Raw genomic sequence first — 15,753 nt, forward strand, 5'->3', positions numbered from 1 at the left:
CTTCCCCTTGCCGGGTGTGCAGAGGACTTTCACCCCCAAGTCATCCGGCTCGCCACCACAGCGGGTCGGACAGCGCCAGTCACGGCGCTACGCGCCATGCCTGGCGCACCAAAAAAAAGCCCGCTCAAGTGGAGCGGGCTGAATCCATATCAGGAGGAGACATGGAGGAGACAAGCACTAATATACACATCGGCTTGGTGCGACGCAATAACTTTTTAAGGGAAAACCCGATATCGTGCGAAATTGCCGCACTTTGAGGCAAAACGTCCGGCCGCAGGGCATTCCAAGGCGCTTCGGATTGCAATTTGCCGGTTTGACCCCACTACGGGTACGGACAAGCGCGTCCGAATGACAGAGCAAGATCCGGCGCGTACTGTGTAGCGTTCGGGCCTAGATTGATGAGCATCGACACTGCCTGCCCATCCGGGCCCCATGACATCATGAACGCCACCACTCGCCATCCCGACCCCATGCGCGCCGCCGCCGACGTCGACACCACCCAGTGGCGCACCGACGACGAACGCTGGGACGCCGTCACCCACCGCGACCGCGATGCCGACGGCGCATTCTTCTACGCGGTCAGGACGACCGGCGTGTTCTGCCGGCCGTCGTGCGCGTCGCGCCAGCCGCGCCGCGAAAACGTCGCTTTCTTCACCGATGCCGCCGCCGCGCGCGCCGCGGGCTTTCGCGATTGCAAGCGCTGCCAGCCCGGCGGTCTGCCGCGCGAGCTCGACATCGTCGCCAGGGCGTGCGCCGCGCTCGACGCCGATCCGCAGCAGCGCCTCACGCTCGCGCAACTGAGCGATGCCGTGCACGTGAGCCCGTTCCATTTGCAGCGCCTGTTCAAGCGCGTGGTCGGCGTCTCGCCGCGTCAGTACCAGGCCGCGCAACGCGGCGCCGCGTTGCGCGATGCGCTGCAGGGCGGCGCCGACGTCACGCGCGCGACGCTCGACGCCGGTTTCGGCTCGCCGTCGCGAATGTACGACAGCGCGCCGGCCGAGCTCGGCATGGCGCCGTCCGCGTATCGCCGCAAGGGCGCGGGCCTGACGGTGCACTATGCGAGCGCGCCGACCTCGCTCGGCTTCGTGCTGGTCGCCGCGACTGACAAGGGCATCTGCAAGATCGGTTTCGGCGACGACACCGCGCTGCTGATCGACGAATTGCGCGGCGAGTTCGCGAATGCCGAGCTGCGCGAAGACGCCGGCCGGCTCGCGCCGTTCATCGCGCAGATCGACGCGTATCTGCGCGGCACGCGCCAGGACTTCGAGTTGCCGCTCGATATCGCGTCGACCGCATTCAAGCAGCGCGTGTGGGATGCGCTGCGGCGAATCCCGTACGGCGAGACACGCAGCTATTCGCAGATCGCCGAGGCGGTCGGCTCGCCGCGGGCTGTGCGCGCCGTCGCGAGCGCATGCGCGACCAACCCGGTCGCGCTCGCGATTCCTTGCCATCGCGTCGTGCAGAAGGGCGGGGCGCTCGCCGGCTATCGCTGGGGGCTGCCGCGCAAGGCCGCGTTGCTCGACAATGAGGCGCAGCACGCAGGCGGCGTTTCAGCCAGCGACGCGCCCCGCCGCGACGCAAGCCGCACAGATGCCGACTCCCACAACTCCCAACTGGATCACGCCGCTTGAGCACGCTTCACGAGGTTGCAACTCTCGAATTGCCGTTCAAGGCACCGTTCGACTGGCCGCGGCTGCTGCGCTTTTTCAGCGGCCGCGCGACGCCTGGCGTCGAAGCCGTCGAGGACGGCGCGTATCGTCGCGCGATCGACTGGAACGGCGACAGCGGCACACTCGGCGTGCGGCTGCATCCGCGCAAGCGCTGCATCGTCGCGAGCATCGAAGGGCCGGCGAGCCGCCACGCCGACGCACTCGCCGCGCCAATCGCAAGAATGTTCGATCTGTGCGCCGATCCAAGGAAGATCGCCGCCGGACTCGCGGCGGACCCGTGGCTCGCGCCGCTCGTCGCCGCGGTGCCCGGCCTGCGCGTGCCGGGCGCGTGGTCCGGCTTCGAACTGGTGGTGCGCGCGATCGTCGGTCAGCAGGTCAGCGTGAAGGCCGCGACGACCATCATCGGACGGCTCGTGCAGCGAGCGGGCGAACGCATCGACGGGCATCCGCACGAAAACACCGCGTGGCGTTTTCCGACGCCGGCCGCGCTCGCCGAAGTCGATCTCGCGCAGATCGGCATGCCGGGCAAACGCGTCGCCGCGTTGCAGGGCTTCGCGCGTGCGGTCGCGAGCGGCGACGTGCCGCTCGACAGCAGCGACACCGTCGATGCCGCGAGCCTGCGTGCCGCATTGCTCGCGCTCGCGGGCATCGGCCCATGGACCGTCGAATACGTCGCGATGCGTGCATGGCGCGATCCCGATGCATGGCCCGAGGCGGATCTCGTGCTGATGCAATCGATCTGCGCGCGCGATCCTTCGCTCGTACGGCCCGCGCAGCAGCGCAGCCGCACCGACGCGTGGCGGCCGTATCGCGCGTATGCCGCGATGCATCTGTGGAACGAGGTGGCGGATCGGGCGGGCGCTGCGCGCGGGGGATGAGCTGAGCGTCGTCGCGACGTGCCGATGCCGATGCCGATGCCGATGGCGTAGCTCAGCGCGACCTCGACGTGCCCGCTGAAACTCCGCCGAAGCGGCCGCAAGCAGCGGTTCTGGCGAGATGTTAAAGTGCCCGCTACTGAAAATTCCGCCGAACGTTGTCAGCCGCTATACCGTCTGTGAATCGTCTGGCGATACACGGCGACCGGCAACGCCCGACTTGCATCAATGCCAAACACCACACCTTCCTGCACGACCGACGCGCTTTCGCACCGCCTGTCAGTGCTCGACTCGAGCCCGCAGCGCGATGTGCTGATACGCGGCCTGCGCGGCATCGAAAGGGAAAGCCTGCGCGTGACGCGCAACGGCCAGCTCGCGATGACGCCGCATCCGCGCGCGCTCGGCTCGGCGCTCACGCACCCGTCGCTGACGACCGACTACTCCGAGGCGCTGCTCGAGCTGATCACGCCGGCTGAGCAGGACGCCGCCGAAACCCTCGCGCAACTCGACGTGCTGCATCGTTTCGTCTACGCGGAGCTCGGCGACGAGATCCTGTGGAACAACTCGATGCCGGGACTGTTGCCCGCCACCGACGATGGCATTCCGATCGCGCACTACGGCACCTCGAACATCGGCAAGCTGAAGTACGTGTACCGCGTCGGCCTCGCGCTGCGCTATGGCCGCACGATGCAGTGCATCGCGGGCATCCACTACAACTATTCGCTGAGCGAAGACCTGTGGCGCCTGCTGCACGCCGATCAGCAATCCACCGCGAACGCCGTCGACTTCCAGTCCGACCGCTACCTCGCGCTGATCCGCAATTTCCGCCGCACGAACTGGCTGCCGATGTATCTGTTCGGCGCGTCGCCGGCGCTCGATCGGCGCTTTCTCCGCGATCGCAAACACACGCTCGATACGTTCGACGCCGACACCCTGTACCGCCCGTACGCGACCAGCCTGCGCATGAGCGATCTCGGCTATTCGAACACGGCCGCGCAAGCCGCGCTGCACGCCGACTACGACACGCTGCTTGGCTATCTCGACGCGCTCGCGAAAGCCGTGAGCCGGCCGTATCCCGCCTACGAGCAGATCGGCACGCAACGCGACGGCGAGTGGGTGCAGATCAACACCAACGTACTGCAGATCGAAAACGAGTTCTATTCGACGATTCGTCCGAAGCGCGTCACGTATCCGGGTGAGCGGCCGTTGCATGCGCTCGCCGCGCGCGGCGTGCAATACGTCGAAGTGCGTTGCATGGACATCGATCCGTTCGAGCCGGCCGGCATTTCGCTCGAAACATCGCGCTTTCTCGACGCGTACCTGCTCGTGTGCGCGCTCGACGACAGCGCGCCCCTGCCTCCGCCCGCGTACACCGAAGCGAACCAGAACTTCGGCCGCGTGACGATGGAAGGCCGCAAGCCAGGCCTCGAACTGGTTCGCGACGGCCAGCCGGTCGCGATGATCGACTGGGCCGACGAACTGCTCGTGAAAATCGACGCCGCGGCGGCCGTGCTCGACAGCCTGAAGGGCGGCGACGAACACGCGCGCGCGGTCGCCGCGCAACGCGCGAAGCTCGCGGACGTGTCGCTGACGCCATCGGCGCGCGTGCTGCAAACGATGCGCGACCAGCAGCAAAGCTTCCTCGCGTTCGGCCTCGCACAAAGTGAAGCGCACGCCGCGTACTTCCGTGCGCGTCCGCTCGATGCCGCGCAGTCCAAGGCGTTTGCCGAGCTCGCGGTGCGATCGCTCGACGAACAGGCGAAGCTCGAACGCGACGAGGTTGGTTCGTTCGATGCGTTCGTCGCTGCGTATCGGGCCTATACGCTCAATCGCTTCAGCGTCTGAGCGTTCGGACCACAGCATCCCGGAAGTGCTTCAAGCGGCCCACGTGGCCGCTTTTTCTTTGCCCCGAGTAACGCGCAGGTAACCTCTACGGATTGCGCTCTTCAGGCGTCCGCGGAATCGGCAAATACTCCGCGCGACGTCGCGATTCTCCGATCTGGGTGAAACACCGCTTCGATGGGGTAGTCCAAAATCTTATGACATGCTCCACAGGGGAGGTATCGACGTGAAGAACAAAGCTCTGTTGGCCGCGCTGTGTCTCTTGGCGACGACGGCATGCTCGACCCAGGGTCAGGTCGATCCCGATGTCATGCAAATCGCGACCAGGCCGTTGACGTGTTCGAACAAGGCCGAATGCGACCTCTGGTGGCAACGGGCGCAAACGTGGGTCGCGAGTCATTCGAAATACAAGATCGAGACCGCTAACGACTCACTGATCCAGACCGCCGGCCCGGACGGCGGCAAGCGCGCGCTCGCGTTTGAGATCACGCGCGCCGCGGGTCCCGATGGCACTACCACGATCGGCTTTTCGGCGCATTGCGACAGCTCGCTCGGCTGCAAGCCGAATCCGTGGGAAGCCGGTGCGGATTTCAAGCAGTATGTGAGAGGCACCACGGGCACAGCCGCCAGCGCGCCGCAAGGCAGCGCGACGCCATCGCAGAACGCGCCCGATGCGACGCATCCGGAGACGATGCCCCGTAACACGACCAGGCTGCCGAATGGCGAGGTGATGTCGCAATAGATCGAGCGGTGGCCGCAGCGGCGATGCGTTCGCCGCCGCCGCGCGTTTGCTTCAGTGTGCTAATGAAGGCCCGGTGCCTTTGCGCGGCTTCGTGATCCACACGAGCACCGCCAGCACGATAAACGCCGCGCCCGAGATGCGGAAGAAGTCGTTGGTGGCCATCATGTACGCCTGACTCGTCACCACCTGGTTCAGCTGCGCGGTCAGGCTGTCGCCGGCGAGCCCGGCGCCCGCCAGCGCATTCGTATAGGCGTTGGTGTTCGCCGAATACGTGCTGACCGTATCTGCAAGCATCGCGTGGTGATAGATCGTGTCGTTTTCCCAGAACGTCGTGCTGATCGCGGTGCCGATCGCGCCCGACAACGTGCGGAAAAAGTTCGACAAACCCGACGCGCTTGCAAGACGCTCGTCGGACACGCTCGACAGCGTGATCGTCGTCATCGGCACGAAGAAGCAGGCGACGCCGATCCCCTGCACGAGCCGCGGCAGGATCACGTGGCCGAACGGCACGTCGAGCGTGAACGTCGAGTTCCAGAACGATACGATCGCGAACACGATGAACGCGAAGCTCGCGACCATGCGCAGATTGAGCCGATGCATGTTCTTGCCGATCATCGGCGACAGAAACAGCGCGAGCAATCCGACCGGTGCCGTGGCGAGACCCGCGAGGCCGGCCGTATAGCCCATCACCGTTTGCAGCCATAGCGGGAAGATCACCACCGAGCCGAAGAACGCCATGAAGCCGAACGAGACGATCACGACGCCGAGCGCGAAGTTGCGATCCTTGAACAGCGACAGGTCGACGATCGGCTCCTTCTCGGTCAACTCCCACACGAGCAGGAACGCGATCGACACGAGCGCGATCACGGCGAGCGCCACGATGAACGTCGAGTTGAACCAGTCGCGGTCCTTGCCGAGGTCGAGCATCATCTGCAGACACGACACGCCGGTCACGAGCAGCACGAGGCCCACCGCGTCGATGCGCTGGCGCGTCGTCTGCGTCTCGCGGCCACGCAGCAGCAGATACGCGCAGAACGCCGAGAACAGGCCGATCGGCACGTTGATGTAGAAGATCCACGGCCACGTGAAGTTATCGGTGATGTAGCCGCCCATCACCGGGCCGAAGATCGGCGCGCAGATCACGGTCATCGCCCATAAGCCGAGCGCGAGTCCACGTTTGGCGGGCGGGTAGGAGCGCATCAGGATCGTCTGCGACAGCGGCACCATCGGCCCGGACACGAGCCCTTGCACGAGCCGGAATGCGATCAGCGATTCGAAGTTGTGCGCGAAACCGCAGGCCGCCGACGCGATCGTGAACAGCAGCACGGACAGCGTGAAGAGTCGTACCTCACCGACGCGTCGCGCGAGCCAGCCGGTCAGCGGCACGGCGATCGCCGAGGCGACCGAGTACGACGAGATCACCCAGGTGCCCTGGCTTGCGGCGACGCCGAGGCTGCCGGAAATGGTCGGCACCGCGACGTTCGCGATCGAGGTGTCGAGCACCTCCATGAAGGTGCCGAGCGCAAGGCCGACGGTCAGCAGCGCGAGCGTGCCGCCCTGGAGCGGGGCGAGTTCTGCTGCGGGCAGCGTGGCGTTGGAAGCCGTGGCATCCATAGGTTTGTTCTCCTCAGGCGGCGAAAGCTTGTCGCGGCAGCCTTATCGGGTGTTTCAGATACGATGCTTGCATGCCGCATCACCCTCTGCCCAGACAGATATCTGATGACAATGACGCCTTGGAAACGCGCCTCGTGATTGTCCTGCTAGTACTTCGTGATGACGCGCCGCCGCCGTCCGACGACGACCGTTGTTTGACGCATGCTTCGGCTCATCCCGGCGGCTCGTCCGGCGGTGGCGCCGGTCCGCAACCCACGTCGGCGTCTGCCTCGGGACCGTTTGCGATGAAACGGGCGAGCAGGTGAATCAGCGTCGCGTGCTCCTCGGCGGTAAAGCCGCGCAACTGGTCGTTCAGCACAGTTGCGCCGAGGTTCGGCAACTGGCGCGCGGCCTCGTGGCCCTGCTGCGTCAGCTCAAGTTTCACCATGCGTCGGTCGTCGCTGCTGCGGGTGCGCACGACGAAGCCCTTCTTTTCCAGCCGGTCGAGCAGACGCGTCATCGAGCCGCTGTCGTACGACATCGCGCGCGACAGCTCGAATGGCGTGCTCGCGCGCCGCGACGACAGCATCAGAATCACGCCGATCTGCTGCGCGGTGAGCCCGAGCGGCTTGACCGCACGGTCCGTGCGCTCGACCAGCACGTTGCGCGCTTTCGTCAGGTAGTAGCCGAGACTGCTCGTGAGCTCGACCTCGTCCGCTTTGTAGGGGCCATCAGTCATGGGGTATCCGCAACATCCAGGCAAGACGAAGTTTAGCTGCCTAAGCAGACAAGTCAAATCGCATTTTGCGGTGCGCAACGAGGCCAACCGAAATACAACAGTCGAATCAATTGCGCCGAACAGTATCTTGAAATTTGATTGCATAGTCAATATTATGACAAGCAATGAGTTTCGCGCGTCCTGCGCCATTCGAGACCATGTTCTGACCGATCGACCGCACGCCGCCCGCCTCGCGACGCGCGCCAAAGGATTTCCCCGATGCTGTACCTCAAAAACACGCTTGGCGGCCTCAGCCGCTCACTCACCGATTCCGCACTCCATACCTTCCAGGGCCGACACCGCTGGTGGAAGCTCGCGCTGTTTGCGGGACTGTTCGTGCTGCCGGGTGGGTCGGTGGGTGTCGCGTTGCTCGCGTGGGCCGAGCATCGAAGGGGCACGAAGCGGGCGAGCAAAGGCAGCGTTGTGGGCGCGGAATCCAGCGAGATCGTGCTGCCGAAGGAAAGCTTCGTGATAAAGGCGGGAAACGTCGTCCCCGCGACGGCCAACAGCGGTAACGCTTGCCTCGCGCCTGGCGGTGCGTCGTGCCGGGCCTCCGCTGGCAAGCTCGCGTGTCAGCGTCAACGCCAGCAGACCCAATCCACGGAATCGCGGCTCTGAAGGTGCACCGATTCGCAGCGCGCTTTTCGGCACACAGTTTCGCTTCGTCTAGCCATCTGAACCACCGCGAACCCGCAGCCCCTCGCGCCGCCGGTAACAACGCGTAACCAGCGCGTCACCGCAAGTAACACACCTGCGCACCGCCTCGCATTAACCTTTCGGCTTCCAGTTTCCCGCGCTCGCGCGGGCTCATACGCTAACATTCCGGCAGACCACGATCTCGCCCGGCCGGTGGCGCCATTCCCGGCCGTATTGCGGCGTCCAGAAGGAATTCATTGCATGCAGTCTGATCGAATGTCGCGGGCGCTTGCTCCGCGCGTCCTGTCCCTTGCCGTGAGCGCGGCCTGCGCGACGCTCCTGGCCGCCTGCGCGGTCGGTCCGAACTATCAGCGGCCGGCCACCGAGATCCCCGCGTCGTTCAAGGAAGCCGCGCCCGGCTGGAAAGTCGCCGAACCCGCCGATCAACACGACCGCGGCGACTGGTGGGCGATCTACGAAGACCCGAAGCTCAACGAACTCGAAGCCAAGCTCAACACCGCGAACCAGACCATCGCGCAATTCGCCGCGAGCTACCGGCAGGCGCGCGCGCTCGTCGGCGAAGCGCGGGCAGCGTACTTCCCGACGATCGGTGCGTCGGCGGGCGCGACGCGCTCGGGCAACGGCACGCAAACCAGTGGCAATGCGACTACGGCGACCAGTCGCGAGGGCATCACCAACAGCTTCAACGTGCAGATGACGGCGAGCTGGGAGCCCGACCTGTGGGGCTCGGTCACGCGCTCGGTCAACGCGCAGAAAGCCGGCCAGCAGGGCGCGGCCGCCGACCTCGCGAACGCGCGCCTGTCCGCCCAGGCCACGCTCGCGCAGACCTACTTCCTGCTGCGCGCGCTCGACTCCACGCAGAAGCTGCTCGACGACACCGTGATCGCCTATCAGCGCTCGCTGCAACTCACGCAGAATCAGTACGCGGCCGGCGTCGCCGCGCGCTCGGACGTGATCCAGGCGCAAACGCAGCTGCAATCGGCGCAGGCCGCCGCGATCGACAACGGCATCCAGCGCGCGCAGGACGAGCACGCGATCGCGGTGCTGGTCGGCGTGCCCGCGTCGATGTTCTCCCTGCCGCCGATGCCGCTCACCGCGACGCCGCCCGCCGTGCCTGCGCAGATGCCCTCCGCGCTGCTCGAACGCAGGCCGGATATCGCATCGGCGGAACGCAAGGCCGCGGCGGCGAACGAGCAGATCGGCGTGGCGATCGCCGCCTTCTTCCCGTCGCTGACGCTGTCGGCGACCGGCGGCTTCGAGAACTCGGTGTTCTCGCAATTGTTGACGTTGCCGTCGCGCTTCTGGACGCTCGGCCCGCAACTGGCCGGGACGATCTTCGACGCCGGCCTGCGCAAAGCGCAAACCGAGGCCGCGCGTGCCACCTATGACGCGGATGTCGCGACCTATCGGCAGACGGTGCTCGCCGCGTTCCAGGACGTCGAGGACAACCTCGCGTCGCTGCGCATCCTCGAACAGGAAATCGTCGTGCAGCGGCAGGCGGTCGACTCGGCGCGCCAGGCGCTCGCCATCGTGACGAACGAGTACAAGGCGGGTACGGTCGGCTTCGTCAATGTGCTGACCGCGCAGACCACGGCTTTCACGGCCGAACAGAAGCTCGAGAATATCGCCGGGCAGCGGATGGTGTCGTCGGTGGGGCTCGTGAAGGCGCTCGGCGGCGGCTGGGACGCGTCGCAGATGAATCGCGAGACCGGCGATGTCGCGGCGCCCGCGCCGCTGCCGGCATCGGCGCCGAGAGCTGCGGCCACGTCAGTCGGCGCGCCGTCCATCGCACAGAGCACCGCGTTGGGCACAGACGCGCCGCAAGCACGGGTGCAGAGCAAATAATGTCCGCTGCGCTCGCCGCGCAGCAACGCCACAAAACAGAAGAGGCATGGCCGCAACTCGCGGCCATGCCTCTTTTTTCATCGCGCCACGCGCGCGAAACACGCGCCTCGGCACACATCAGCGCACGTCAGCCCCAACTCAGTGCACGAACGTCAGCGCCACCGTATCCGGCCCGCTAGGCCGGCCAAGCAGATTCAGCAGGCCGGCGAGGTTATCGTGCTGTTCCGGCGCGGCGCTCGCCGTGCCATGAAACGACGTCGATGCGGCCGACACCGTGCCGCTGCCGGTCAGCGTCAACGGACCCTTGATCGTGCTCAGATCGAGCGCCGACGACATGCCCTGCGCCTGAAACCTGACCCGGTACGACCCGAGCGGCTTCACGAGCGACACCCGGGAGCTGACGTCGTCGAGCATCATCGTCAGCTGGCCGAACGCTTCGCCGTTGAAACTGCGCCACTCGGACCACGACAGCTGCACGTTGCCCTGCAGATCGAGCGTGTTGAATGGCGCGCCAAGCCCCGCGAGCAGCGACGCCGGCACCGTGAGCACGCCCGGCGTGACGGTTGCGCCGCGCGGCGTCGCTTCGACCGTGACCGGGTCGGGCATCGCCTCGCTATGGCGCATGACCATGCGCACGCGTCCGGTGAAAAGCGGCCAGAACGCCGTGCGCCATTCGATCCGACCAGGCAGCAGCGTCGCCGCGCTCATATCGGCGCCGGCGGCCAGCATCAGGGTCGCCGAGCCGTGCCACAGCGAGCCCTCGGCGTCGACGAGATTGACGTGCCCGTGCGTTTGCCGCGCGAACTGCGGCGTAATCCAGGCGGCCGGCAGTAACGCGAGCGTCACGGCCGCCACCGACAAAACGGCGACCACCAGCCACGGCAGCGCCGCACGCAGGCGCCACATCCAGTAATTCATGCGAGATCCTGTAGCGAACGGCGCGTGGTTATTTCGCGGTCGACGGTTGCAGCGCGACCGTCAGATCGACCTGGCCGTCGTCTTTCAACGCGGTGATGTGCGCCTCGGAGACCTGCACCTTGAACTGCTTGCGCACGTCATCGACCCACGCGGTCCAGGCCGGAAACGCCACGTTTTTCATTTGCACCTGCACCGCGTTGCCGACGAACTGCACCTGCGTCGCGGCGAGGCCATGTTCGCCGAGCGATGCGGAAAGCGCGTCCTTCAGCGCCGCGCCGGTCGGCGCGACACCTTGCGCGGCCGCCGACAGCGAGCGCGCCTCGTTCGACTGCGCGGTCATCTGCGCAAGCTGCCGCTGCAGGCTGGGCAGCGATTCACGCAGGTGCGCGCGGCCTTCCTGCGCGGGCGCCCACAGCACCGACCACGCAATCGCCACGGCGAGCGCGGCGCCGCCCCACGTCAGCAGCGCCTTTTCGCGATCGGTGCGCTGGTCCCAGAAGCCAGCCCATGTTTGAGCGAGTTCAGCTTTCATTGTCCGTTCCTGATGGTCCACTTGCCGGTACTACTGTCGATCGCGCCGGTAAGGCCGTTGCGCGCGAGGCGCTTGGCGAAGTCGGGGTCGACCTTGACCGCGGGTTTGAAGGTCACGTCGAGGCGGTGCTCGTGATAGTCGAGCGCGGCAATGCCGTTGACCGGCAGCGGCGACAGCGAGCGCGCGAGGCCGTCGGCGAGCGACAGGAAATCCTCCGGCGACAGCTCGCCCGCCGCCACGCGCAGCTGTTGCACCTGACGCGCCATCTGATCGGGCGCGTCGAGTACGACGGTCGTCTTCGGAAACGTATTGAGCAGCAGCTCCGTCATCTGCGTGTTGATCGCGTCACGCTGACGCGCAAGCATCAGCCACTGCACGTTCGCGCCGATGATCGCGACGACGAGCGCGCCGACCGCGAGCACGATCGGCAGACGCAGACGCCGCAGCGTCGCGCGATCGAGGCGCCACGGCTGCGACGCGAATTCGAACTGGCACAGGTCGAAGCGGCATTCGAGCGCGCGTCGCGCGAGCTGCTCGAACGGCAGCGGACTCGCGCCGTGAATATGCGAGGCGAGCCGCGCGGGACTCGTCGTGGATTGGTTCGGCTCGTTGCCGGGCACCTCGGTCAGCATGTACAGCGACACCGGGGCCGCACCCGCTAGCGCGGACAGCGTCGCGTTCACCGCATCGGCCGGCGCCGCGAAACCCTCGCCCTGGACACCGCGTGCAATCGCCAGTTCGACGCGCGGCACGCCGCTGTCGAGCGCGCCCTCGACGAGCAGCGCGGGTGCGGTCTGCACGACCGCACCGAGCACCGCGGCCACCATCGGCACGATGGACGGCGCTTCGGGCGCGACCACCGGCGCGATGCCCGGTAGCGACGTCGCGACGCTCGCCGCGCCGGCCATCGCCGGCTCGCGCACTTCGGCTGTTTCATCGTCGTTCGCGGCAACTTCGGTCACCGGCGCCAGCGGCAGGCAACGCGTGACCGGCACCGCGCGCAGACTGCGATGACCGGCCGTCGTGAACGCCTCATAGATGAAACGGAACCAGCCGCGATCAATGATCGCGAGCAGGTGCCGACCTTCACCAAGCCCCTGCGGATCGACCGCGATATGGCAGGTCTGCGGGTCCTGGATCAGTTGATCCTCGACGATATTGGGCAGCGCCTGGCGCAGCTTCGGGCCACGCAGCGGCGGCAGCGTCGCGGGCATCAGCAGCAGGTCGCGCGCGGCGAGCATCAGCACCGTCGTGCCGGCGCGTGGCAGCAGCGCGAGCGCCGAGCGGCCGGCGCGCTGCGTGCGCCCCGTCTTGTCGAGCAGCACGAACGGCAGCTCGGGCAGTTGCCATTCCTGCGAGGGCACCGCCGGATCACGCGGTGGCAATAGGACGATCAGCGTGCTCAAAGGCCACTCTCTCTATGGATTGCGTTGTTCACAGTTGGTCTTGTACCCGCACGATACGCGTGGTGTGAGTCAATGGATCGCGATAGACGAGCGTCGTGCGATCCACTTCGGCGCGCTCGTGCTGCACACTGCCGTGGACTAAAAAGTAGCTCGAATTGACGTCGAACTGATTCGGATCGATCGACACCGATTGCACACCGGCGGCGGTCAGCGCGAGCTGCACGTCGCCGACGTTGCGGAAAAACACGGTCTGGCGCCGCGCGACGAGTGCTTGCGCCTGCGACACGGTCATGCCCGGCACCATCGCCGCGATCACTTCGGCCGACGCGGTGTTCATGTTGATCGCGGTGGTCGTAGGCAGCACGGTGACGAACGGCCGCAGCTTCGCGACGATCTCCGGCGTGTAGCCCGGGATGTCGAGCAGCGAATCGACGCTCGTCATCAGCAGCGGCGCGACCGCCACGTTGTCGTCACCGTCCTCGATGCCGGGCTGGTTCGTGAAGTTGCCGCCCGTCATACCGCCGCCGCCGCCCACCTGCGGCGTGCTGCTGATCGACGTGCCGGTCTGAAAGCGCGTCGCCGATTGCGACAGCCCCGCGCGCACGTGCAGCGCGGTCACTTTGGCGAGCTGCCCGCTCAGGCCGAGCGACACCAGCAGGCGCTGATACGCGGCCATCTGCTCGGCGCTGATTTGCGTCACGCCGGGCGCCGGACTTGCGACCAGATTGCGCAGATTGAATCGGGACTGCGCGTCCTCGATCGAGCCTGACAGGTAGGTGGCCGCGCCTTGCTCAGCGCGTACCTCGCCAATCTGGCCGAGAAAATCCGACAGCCGGGTTTTCGCGATCGGCACGCCCCACACGCCGCCCAGATACGTGATGCCAGCCGACGTATCGCCTTCGGAGCGCAGAATCAGCCGGGTCCAGTCGAGCGCGCCGCGCGCGACCCATTGCGCCTGCGACAACAGCCGCTGATTCTCGATGCGCCGGATTTGCACCTGTTGGCGCCACAACATGCCGGACACGAGGATCGCCGACAGCGCGACGACGAGCAGCGCGCTGATGATGGCCACACCGCGCTCGCGCGCGCCGGCCACGCGCGAACCGGATGCCGACTTTTTCGACGACGACGAGGAGAACGTCATGTCATTCTCCGACCAGAAAAACGCGCGTGACCGGCCGCGCGAGCGATGTTGCGCCGATGCTGACCTCGAGCCCCGTCACCGAGCGTGGCATCGGCGCGTTGCCGAGCTGCGGCACCTTCAGGTTGTTGACGGCTTCGGTCATCGCGGTCTGTACGTCGTTCATCCGTATGGTCCAGCCGAGCTTCGGCACGTACATGCGCGCCGAGATCGAGCCCACGCCACCCATCAGCGGCACCGCGCTCCAGCCTTCGTCGCTGCCGTGCAACGCGCGCCGCAATTCGCCGACGTTGCCGAGCGGCGGCGACGCGTAGCGCACCACGCGGCCGTTCGAGATCTGATAGCGCACCACCTGCAGACGCGGCGCGGTGGCCGGCAGCACCATGTGCCGCACGATCTGCAGCGCGTTGCCGGACACCGAGACCGCGGCCTGGCCCGATTCGTCGTCGCTGGCGGCCTGGCGTGCGTCGATACGCATCTGGTCGAACAGCTGCGCGAACACCCGTTCGTCTTCCATCGCGTTCGTGATCGTCGTGCGGCCGCGGATGATCTGATCGAGCCCGCGCCATGACAGCACGGCGATCACCGCGAGGATCGCGATCGCGACCAGCAGTTCGATCAGCGTGAAGCCGCGCGCGCCATAACGGCGGCGGCGCTCACAGCGAGCGGTTGTTTTCATTCGCGACCACCGTGACCATCTGCGCGAGATTGCCGGACTGCCCAGGCATCGTCACCATCACTTCGACACGGCGAAACACCGGATTCGGCGTCGCCGTCACATGCTCGGTACAGCGCAGTTGCAGATTGCCTTGCGAGCAATCGAAGCTCGTTGAGCCGATGTTGGGCCATGCATGCTTCAGATGAAGGTCCGCGAGCGCGTTGTCCGCGCTCCAGCCGGCGAGCAGACGCCGGTGCAGCTCGGCTTCGCCGCTCGCGAGACTGCCGACCGCGCGCAGCGACGCGGCAAGCGCGACCGCGATGATGGCGAGCGCGACCAGCACCTCGATCATCGTGAAGCCACGCTCCTCGCGGCACCCGACATCGCGCATCATGAAGAGGGAAGGGGCACGGACCGACCTGCCATAGCGAAGCATCCGCATCTCAGCGCACCTCGTAGCGGCCATTGCCGGTACCGACGATCGTCGCCTGGCCGGCCGCCGAAAACAGCGTGACCTGCACCGGCACGTCGATCGCCTCGGTACCGAACACGATGCGATCGGCGTGCGAATCCGAGCCCGGGTAACTGATCGCGACACTGGTCACGCCGCCTTCCCACTGACGCGGTCCGAGCAGATCGTCGCGCAGCGGACGCCAGCCGTCCTGGGTGCGTTGATCGAAACGGAAGCCGCCCTCGAACGGCTGCCACGCGATCGGCCGCGCGCGCACCTGCGCTTCATCGCCAGCCGATTCGAACAGCAGCGCGAGACGCTGCGCTTCCTCGTTCAGATCGGTGCGCGGATTGCGGGTCATCGTGACCGCGGTCAGCGACACGAGCAGGCCCGCGATCACGAGCACGACCATCATTTCGAGCAGCGTGAAGCCTGCCGCGCGGCGGCGGCGCAGGCGGGAGCGCGGCCGCGAAGCGGTACACGGAGTGTCCACACGGGACTTGCAAGCGGACGTGCGCATAGTGCCGGCCATCGACGATCAACGGAAATTCATACAGCAATGCATCGGTGAAGCACGCACGCTTGCACGCGCCGCGAACATAACGGCGTGGCGGGCAGGGCGCCTGGCGAAACAAGCGGCCGAAC

Annotated in this window: 15 protein-coding genes; 6 read left to right on the top strand and 9 right to left on the bottom strand. The window is 66.5% G+C overall.

The window, feature by feature from the left end; all coding sequences use genetic code 11:
* Positions 1-470 precede the first annotated feature (470 nt).
* The 4 genes from ada (at position 471) to HWY30_RS04020 (ending at position 5,129) form a co-directional block, all read left to right on the top strand.
* Positions 471-1,631, top strand: coding sequence for a bifunctional DNA-binding transcriptional regulator/O6-methylguanine-DNA methyltransferase Ada (ada, locus tag HWY30_RS04005; protein ID WP_090802310.1), 1,161 nt, complete (start codon positions 471-473; stop codon positions 1,629-1,631).
* Complete coding sequence (locus HWY30_RS04010) at positions 1,628-2,548, top strand: DNA-3-methyladenine glycosylase family protein (RefSeq protein ID WP_090802312.1); 921 nt, start codon at positions 1,628-1,630, stop codon at positions 2,546-2,548. The genes ada and HWY30_RS04010 overlap by 4 nt, the downstream gene beginning before the upstream one ends.
* A gap of 225 nt (positions 2,549-2,773) precedes the next feature.
* Positions 2,774-4,390, top strand: coding sequence for a glutamate--cysteine ligase (gshA, locus tag HWY30_RS04015; protein WP_090802313.1), 1,617 nt, complete (start codon positions 2,774-2,776; stop codon positions 4,388-4,390).
* Positions 4,391-4,613: 223 nt separating this feature from the next.
* Positions 4,614-5,129 carry a hypothetical protein gene (locus tag HWY30_RS04020; RefSeq protein WP_090805516.1) on the top strand — a complete coding sequence of 172 codons (516 nt, stop codon included), beginning with the start codon at positions 4,614-4,616 and terminating at the stop codon, positions 5,127-5,129.
* A gap of 51 nt (positions 5,130-5,180) precedes the next feature.
* On the opposite strand, the gene HWY30_RS04025 is transcribed toward HWY30_RS04020, so the two are convergent.
* Together HWY30_RS04025 and HWY30_RS04030 are read right to left on the bottom strand one after the other, a co-directional pair.
* The gene (locus tag HWY30_RS04025; protein WP_090802315.1) at positions 5,181-6,743 is read right to left on the bottom strand and encodes a DHA2 family efflux MFS transporter permease subunit; all 1,563 of its coding nucleotides are present in this window, start codon (positions 6,741-6,743) and stop codon (positions 5,181-5,183) included.
* Positions 6,744-6,954: 211 nt separating this feature from the next.
* Entirely contained in the window at positions 6,955-7,461 is a 507-nt protein-coding gene (locus tag HWY30_RS04030) for a MarR family winged helix-turn-helix transcriptional regulator (protein ID WP_090802317.1), read from the bottom strand.
* A gap of 258 nt (positions 7,462-7,719) precedes the next feature.
* Between HWY30_RS04030 and HWY30_RS04035 the strand changes: the two genes are divergently transcribed.
* Complete coding sequence (locus HWY30_RS04035; protein WP_090802318.1) at positions 7,720-8,118, top strand: hypothetical protein; 399 nt, start codon at positions 7,720-7,722, stop codon at positions 8,116-8,118.
* 279 nt (positions 8,119-8,397) lie between these two features.
* Positions 8,398-10,002 carry an efflux transporter outer membrane subunit gene (locus HWY30_RS04040; RefSeq protein WP_090802320.1) on the top strand — a complete coding sequence of 535 codons (1,605 nt, stop codon included), beginning with the start codon at positions 8,398-8,400 and terminating at the stop codon, positions 10,000-10,002.
* Between the two features lie 138 nt (positions 10,003-10,140).
* Here HWY30_RS04040 and HWY30_RS04045 read toward each other — a convergent pair whose 3' ends face one another.
* The 7 genes from HWY30_RS04045 to HWY30_RS04075 are packed head-to-tail and all read right to left on the bottom strand — an operon-like array spanning position 10,141 to position 15,628.
* Complete coding sequence (locus HWY30_RS04045; RefSeq protein ID WP_090802321.1) at positions 10,141-10,920, bottom strand: type II secretion system protein N; 780 nt, start codon at positions 10,918-10,920, stop codon at positions 10,141-10,143.
* A 28-nt stretch (positions 10,921-10,948) separates the two neighbouring features.
* Positions 10,949-11,452, bottom strand: a complete 504-nt coding sequence (locus HWY30_RS04050; protein ID WP_090802323.1) for a type II secretion system protein M — start codon at positions 11,450-11,452, stop codon at positions 10,949-10,951.
* Complete coding sequence (gene gspL, locus HWY30_RS04055; RefSeq protein WP_090802324.1) at positions 11,449-12,858, bottom strand: type II secretion system protein GspL; 1,410 nt, start codon at positions 12,856-12,858, stop codon at positions 11,449-11,451. Before gspL ends, HWY30_RS04050 begins: the two co-directional genes overlap by 4 nt.
* Before the next feature lie 28 nt (positions 12,859-12,886).
* On the bottom strand, positions 12,887-14,002 hold the full coding sequence (gene gspK / locus HWY30_RS04060; RefSeq protein ID WP_090802326.1) for a type II secretion system minor pseudopilin GspK: 1,116 nt from the start codon (positions 14,000-14,002) through the stop codon (positions 12,887-12,889).
* A 1-nt stretch (position 14,003) separates the two neighbouring features.
* Complete coding sequence (locus HWY30_RS04065; RefSeq protein WP_090802328.1) at positions 14,004-14,678, bottom strand: PulJ/GspJ family protein; 675 nt, start codon at positions 14,676-14,678, stop codon at positions 14,004-14,006.
* A complete protein-coding gene (gspI, locus tag HWY30_RS04070; protein WP_090805517.1) occupies positions 14,656-15,048 on the bottom strand; it encodes a type II secretion system minor pseudopilin GspI in 393 nt (130 codons plus the stop codon). The genes HWY30_RS04065 and gspI overlap by 23 nt, the downstream gene beginning before the upstream one ends.
* A 52-nt stretch (positions 15,049-15,100) precedes the next feature.
* Positions 15,101-15,628 carry a GspH/FimT family pseudopilin gene (locus tag HWY30_RS04075; protein ID WP_409259081.1) on the bottom strand — a complete coding sequence of 176 codons (528 nt, stop codon included), beginning with the start codon at positions 15,626-15,628 and terminating at the stop codon, positions 15,101-15,103.
* Between the last annotated feature and the right edge of the window lie 125 nt (positions 15,629-15,753).

It is taken from the genome of Paraburkholderia tuberum STM678, assembly GCF_902833905.1.
Lineage (GTDB): Bacteria > Pseudomonadota > Gammaproteobacteria > Burkholderiales > Burkholderiaceae > Paraburkholderia > Paraburkholderia tuberum.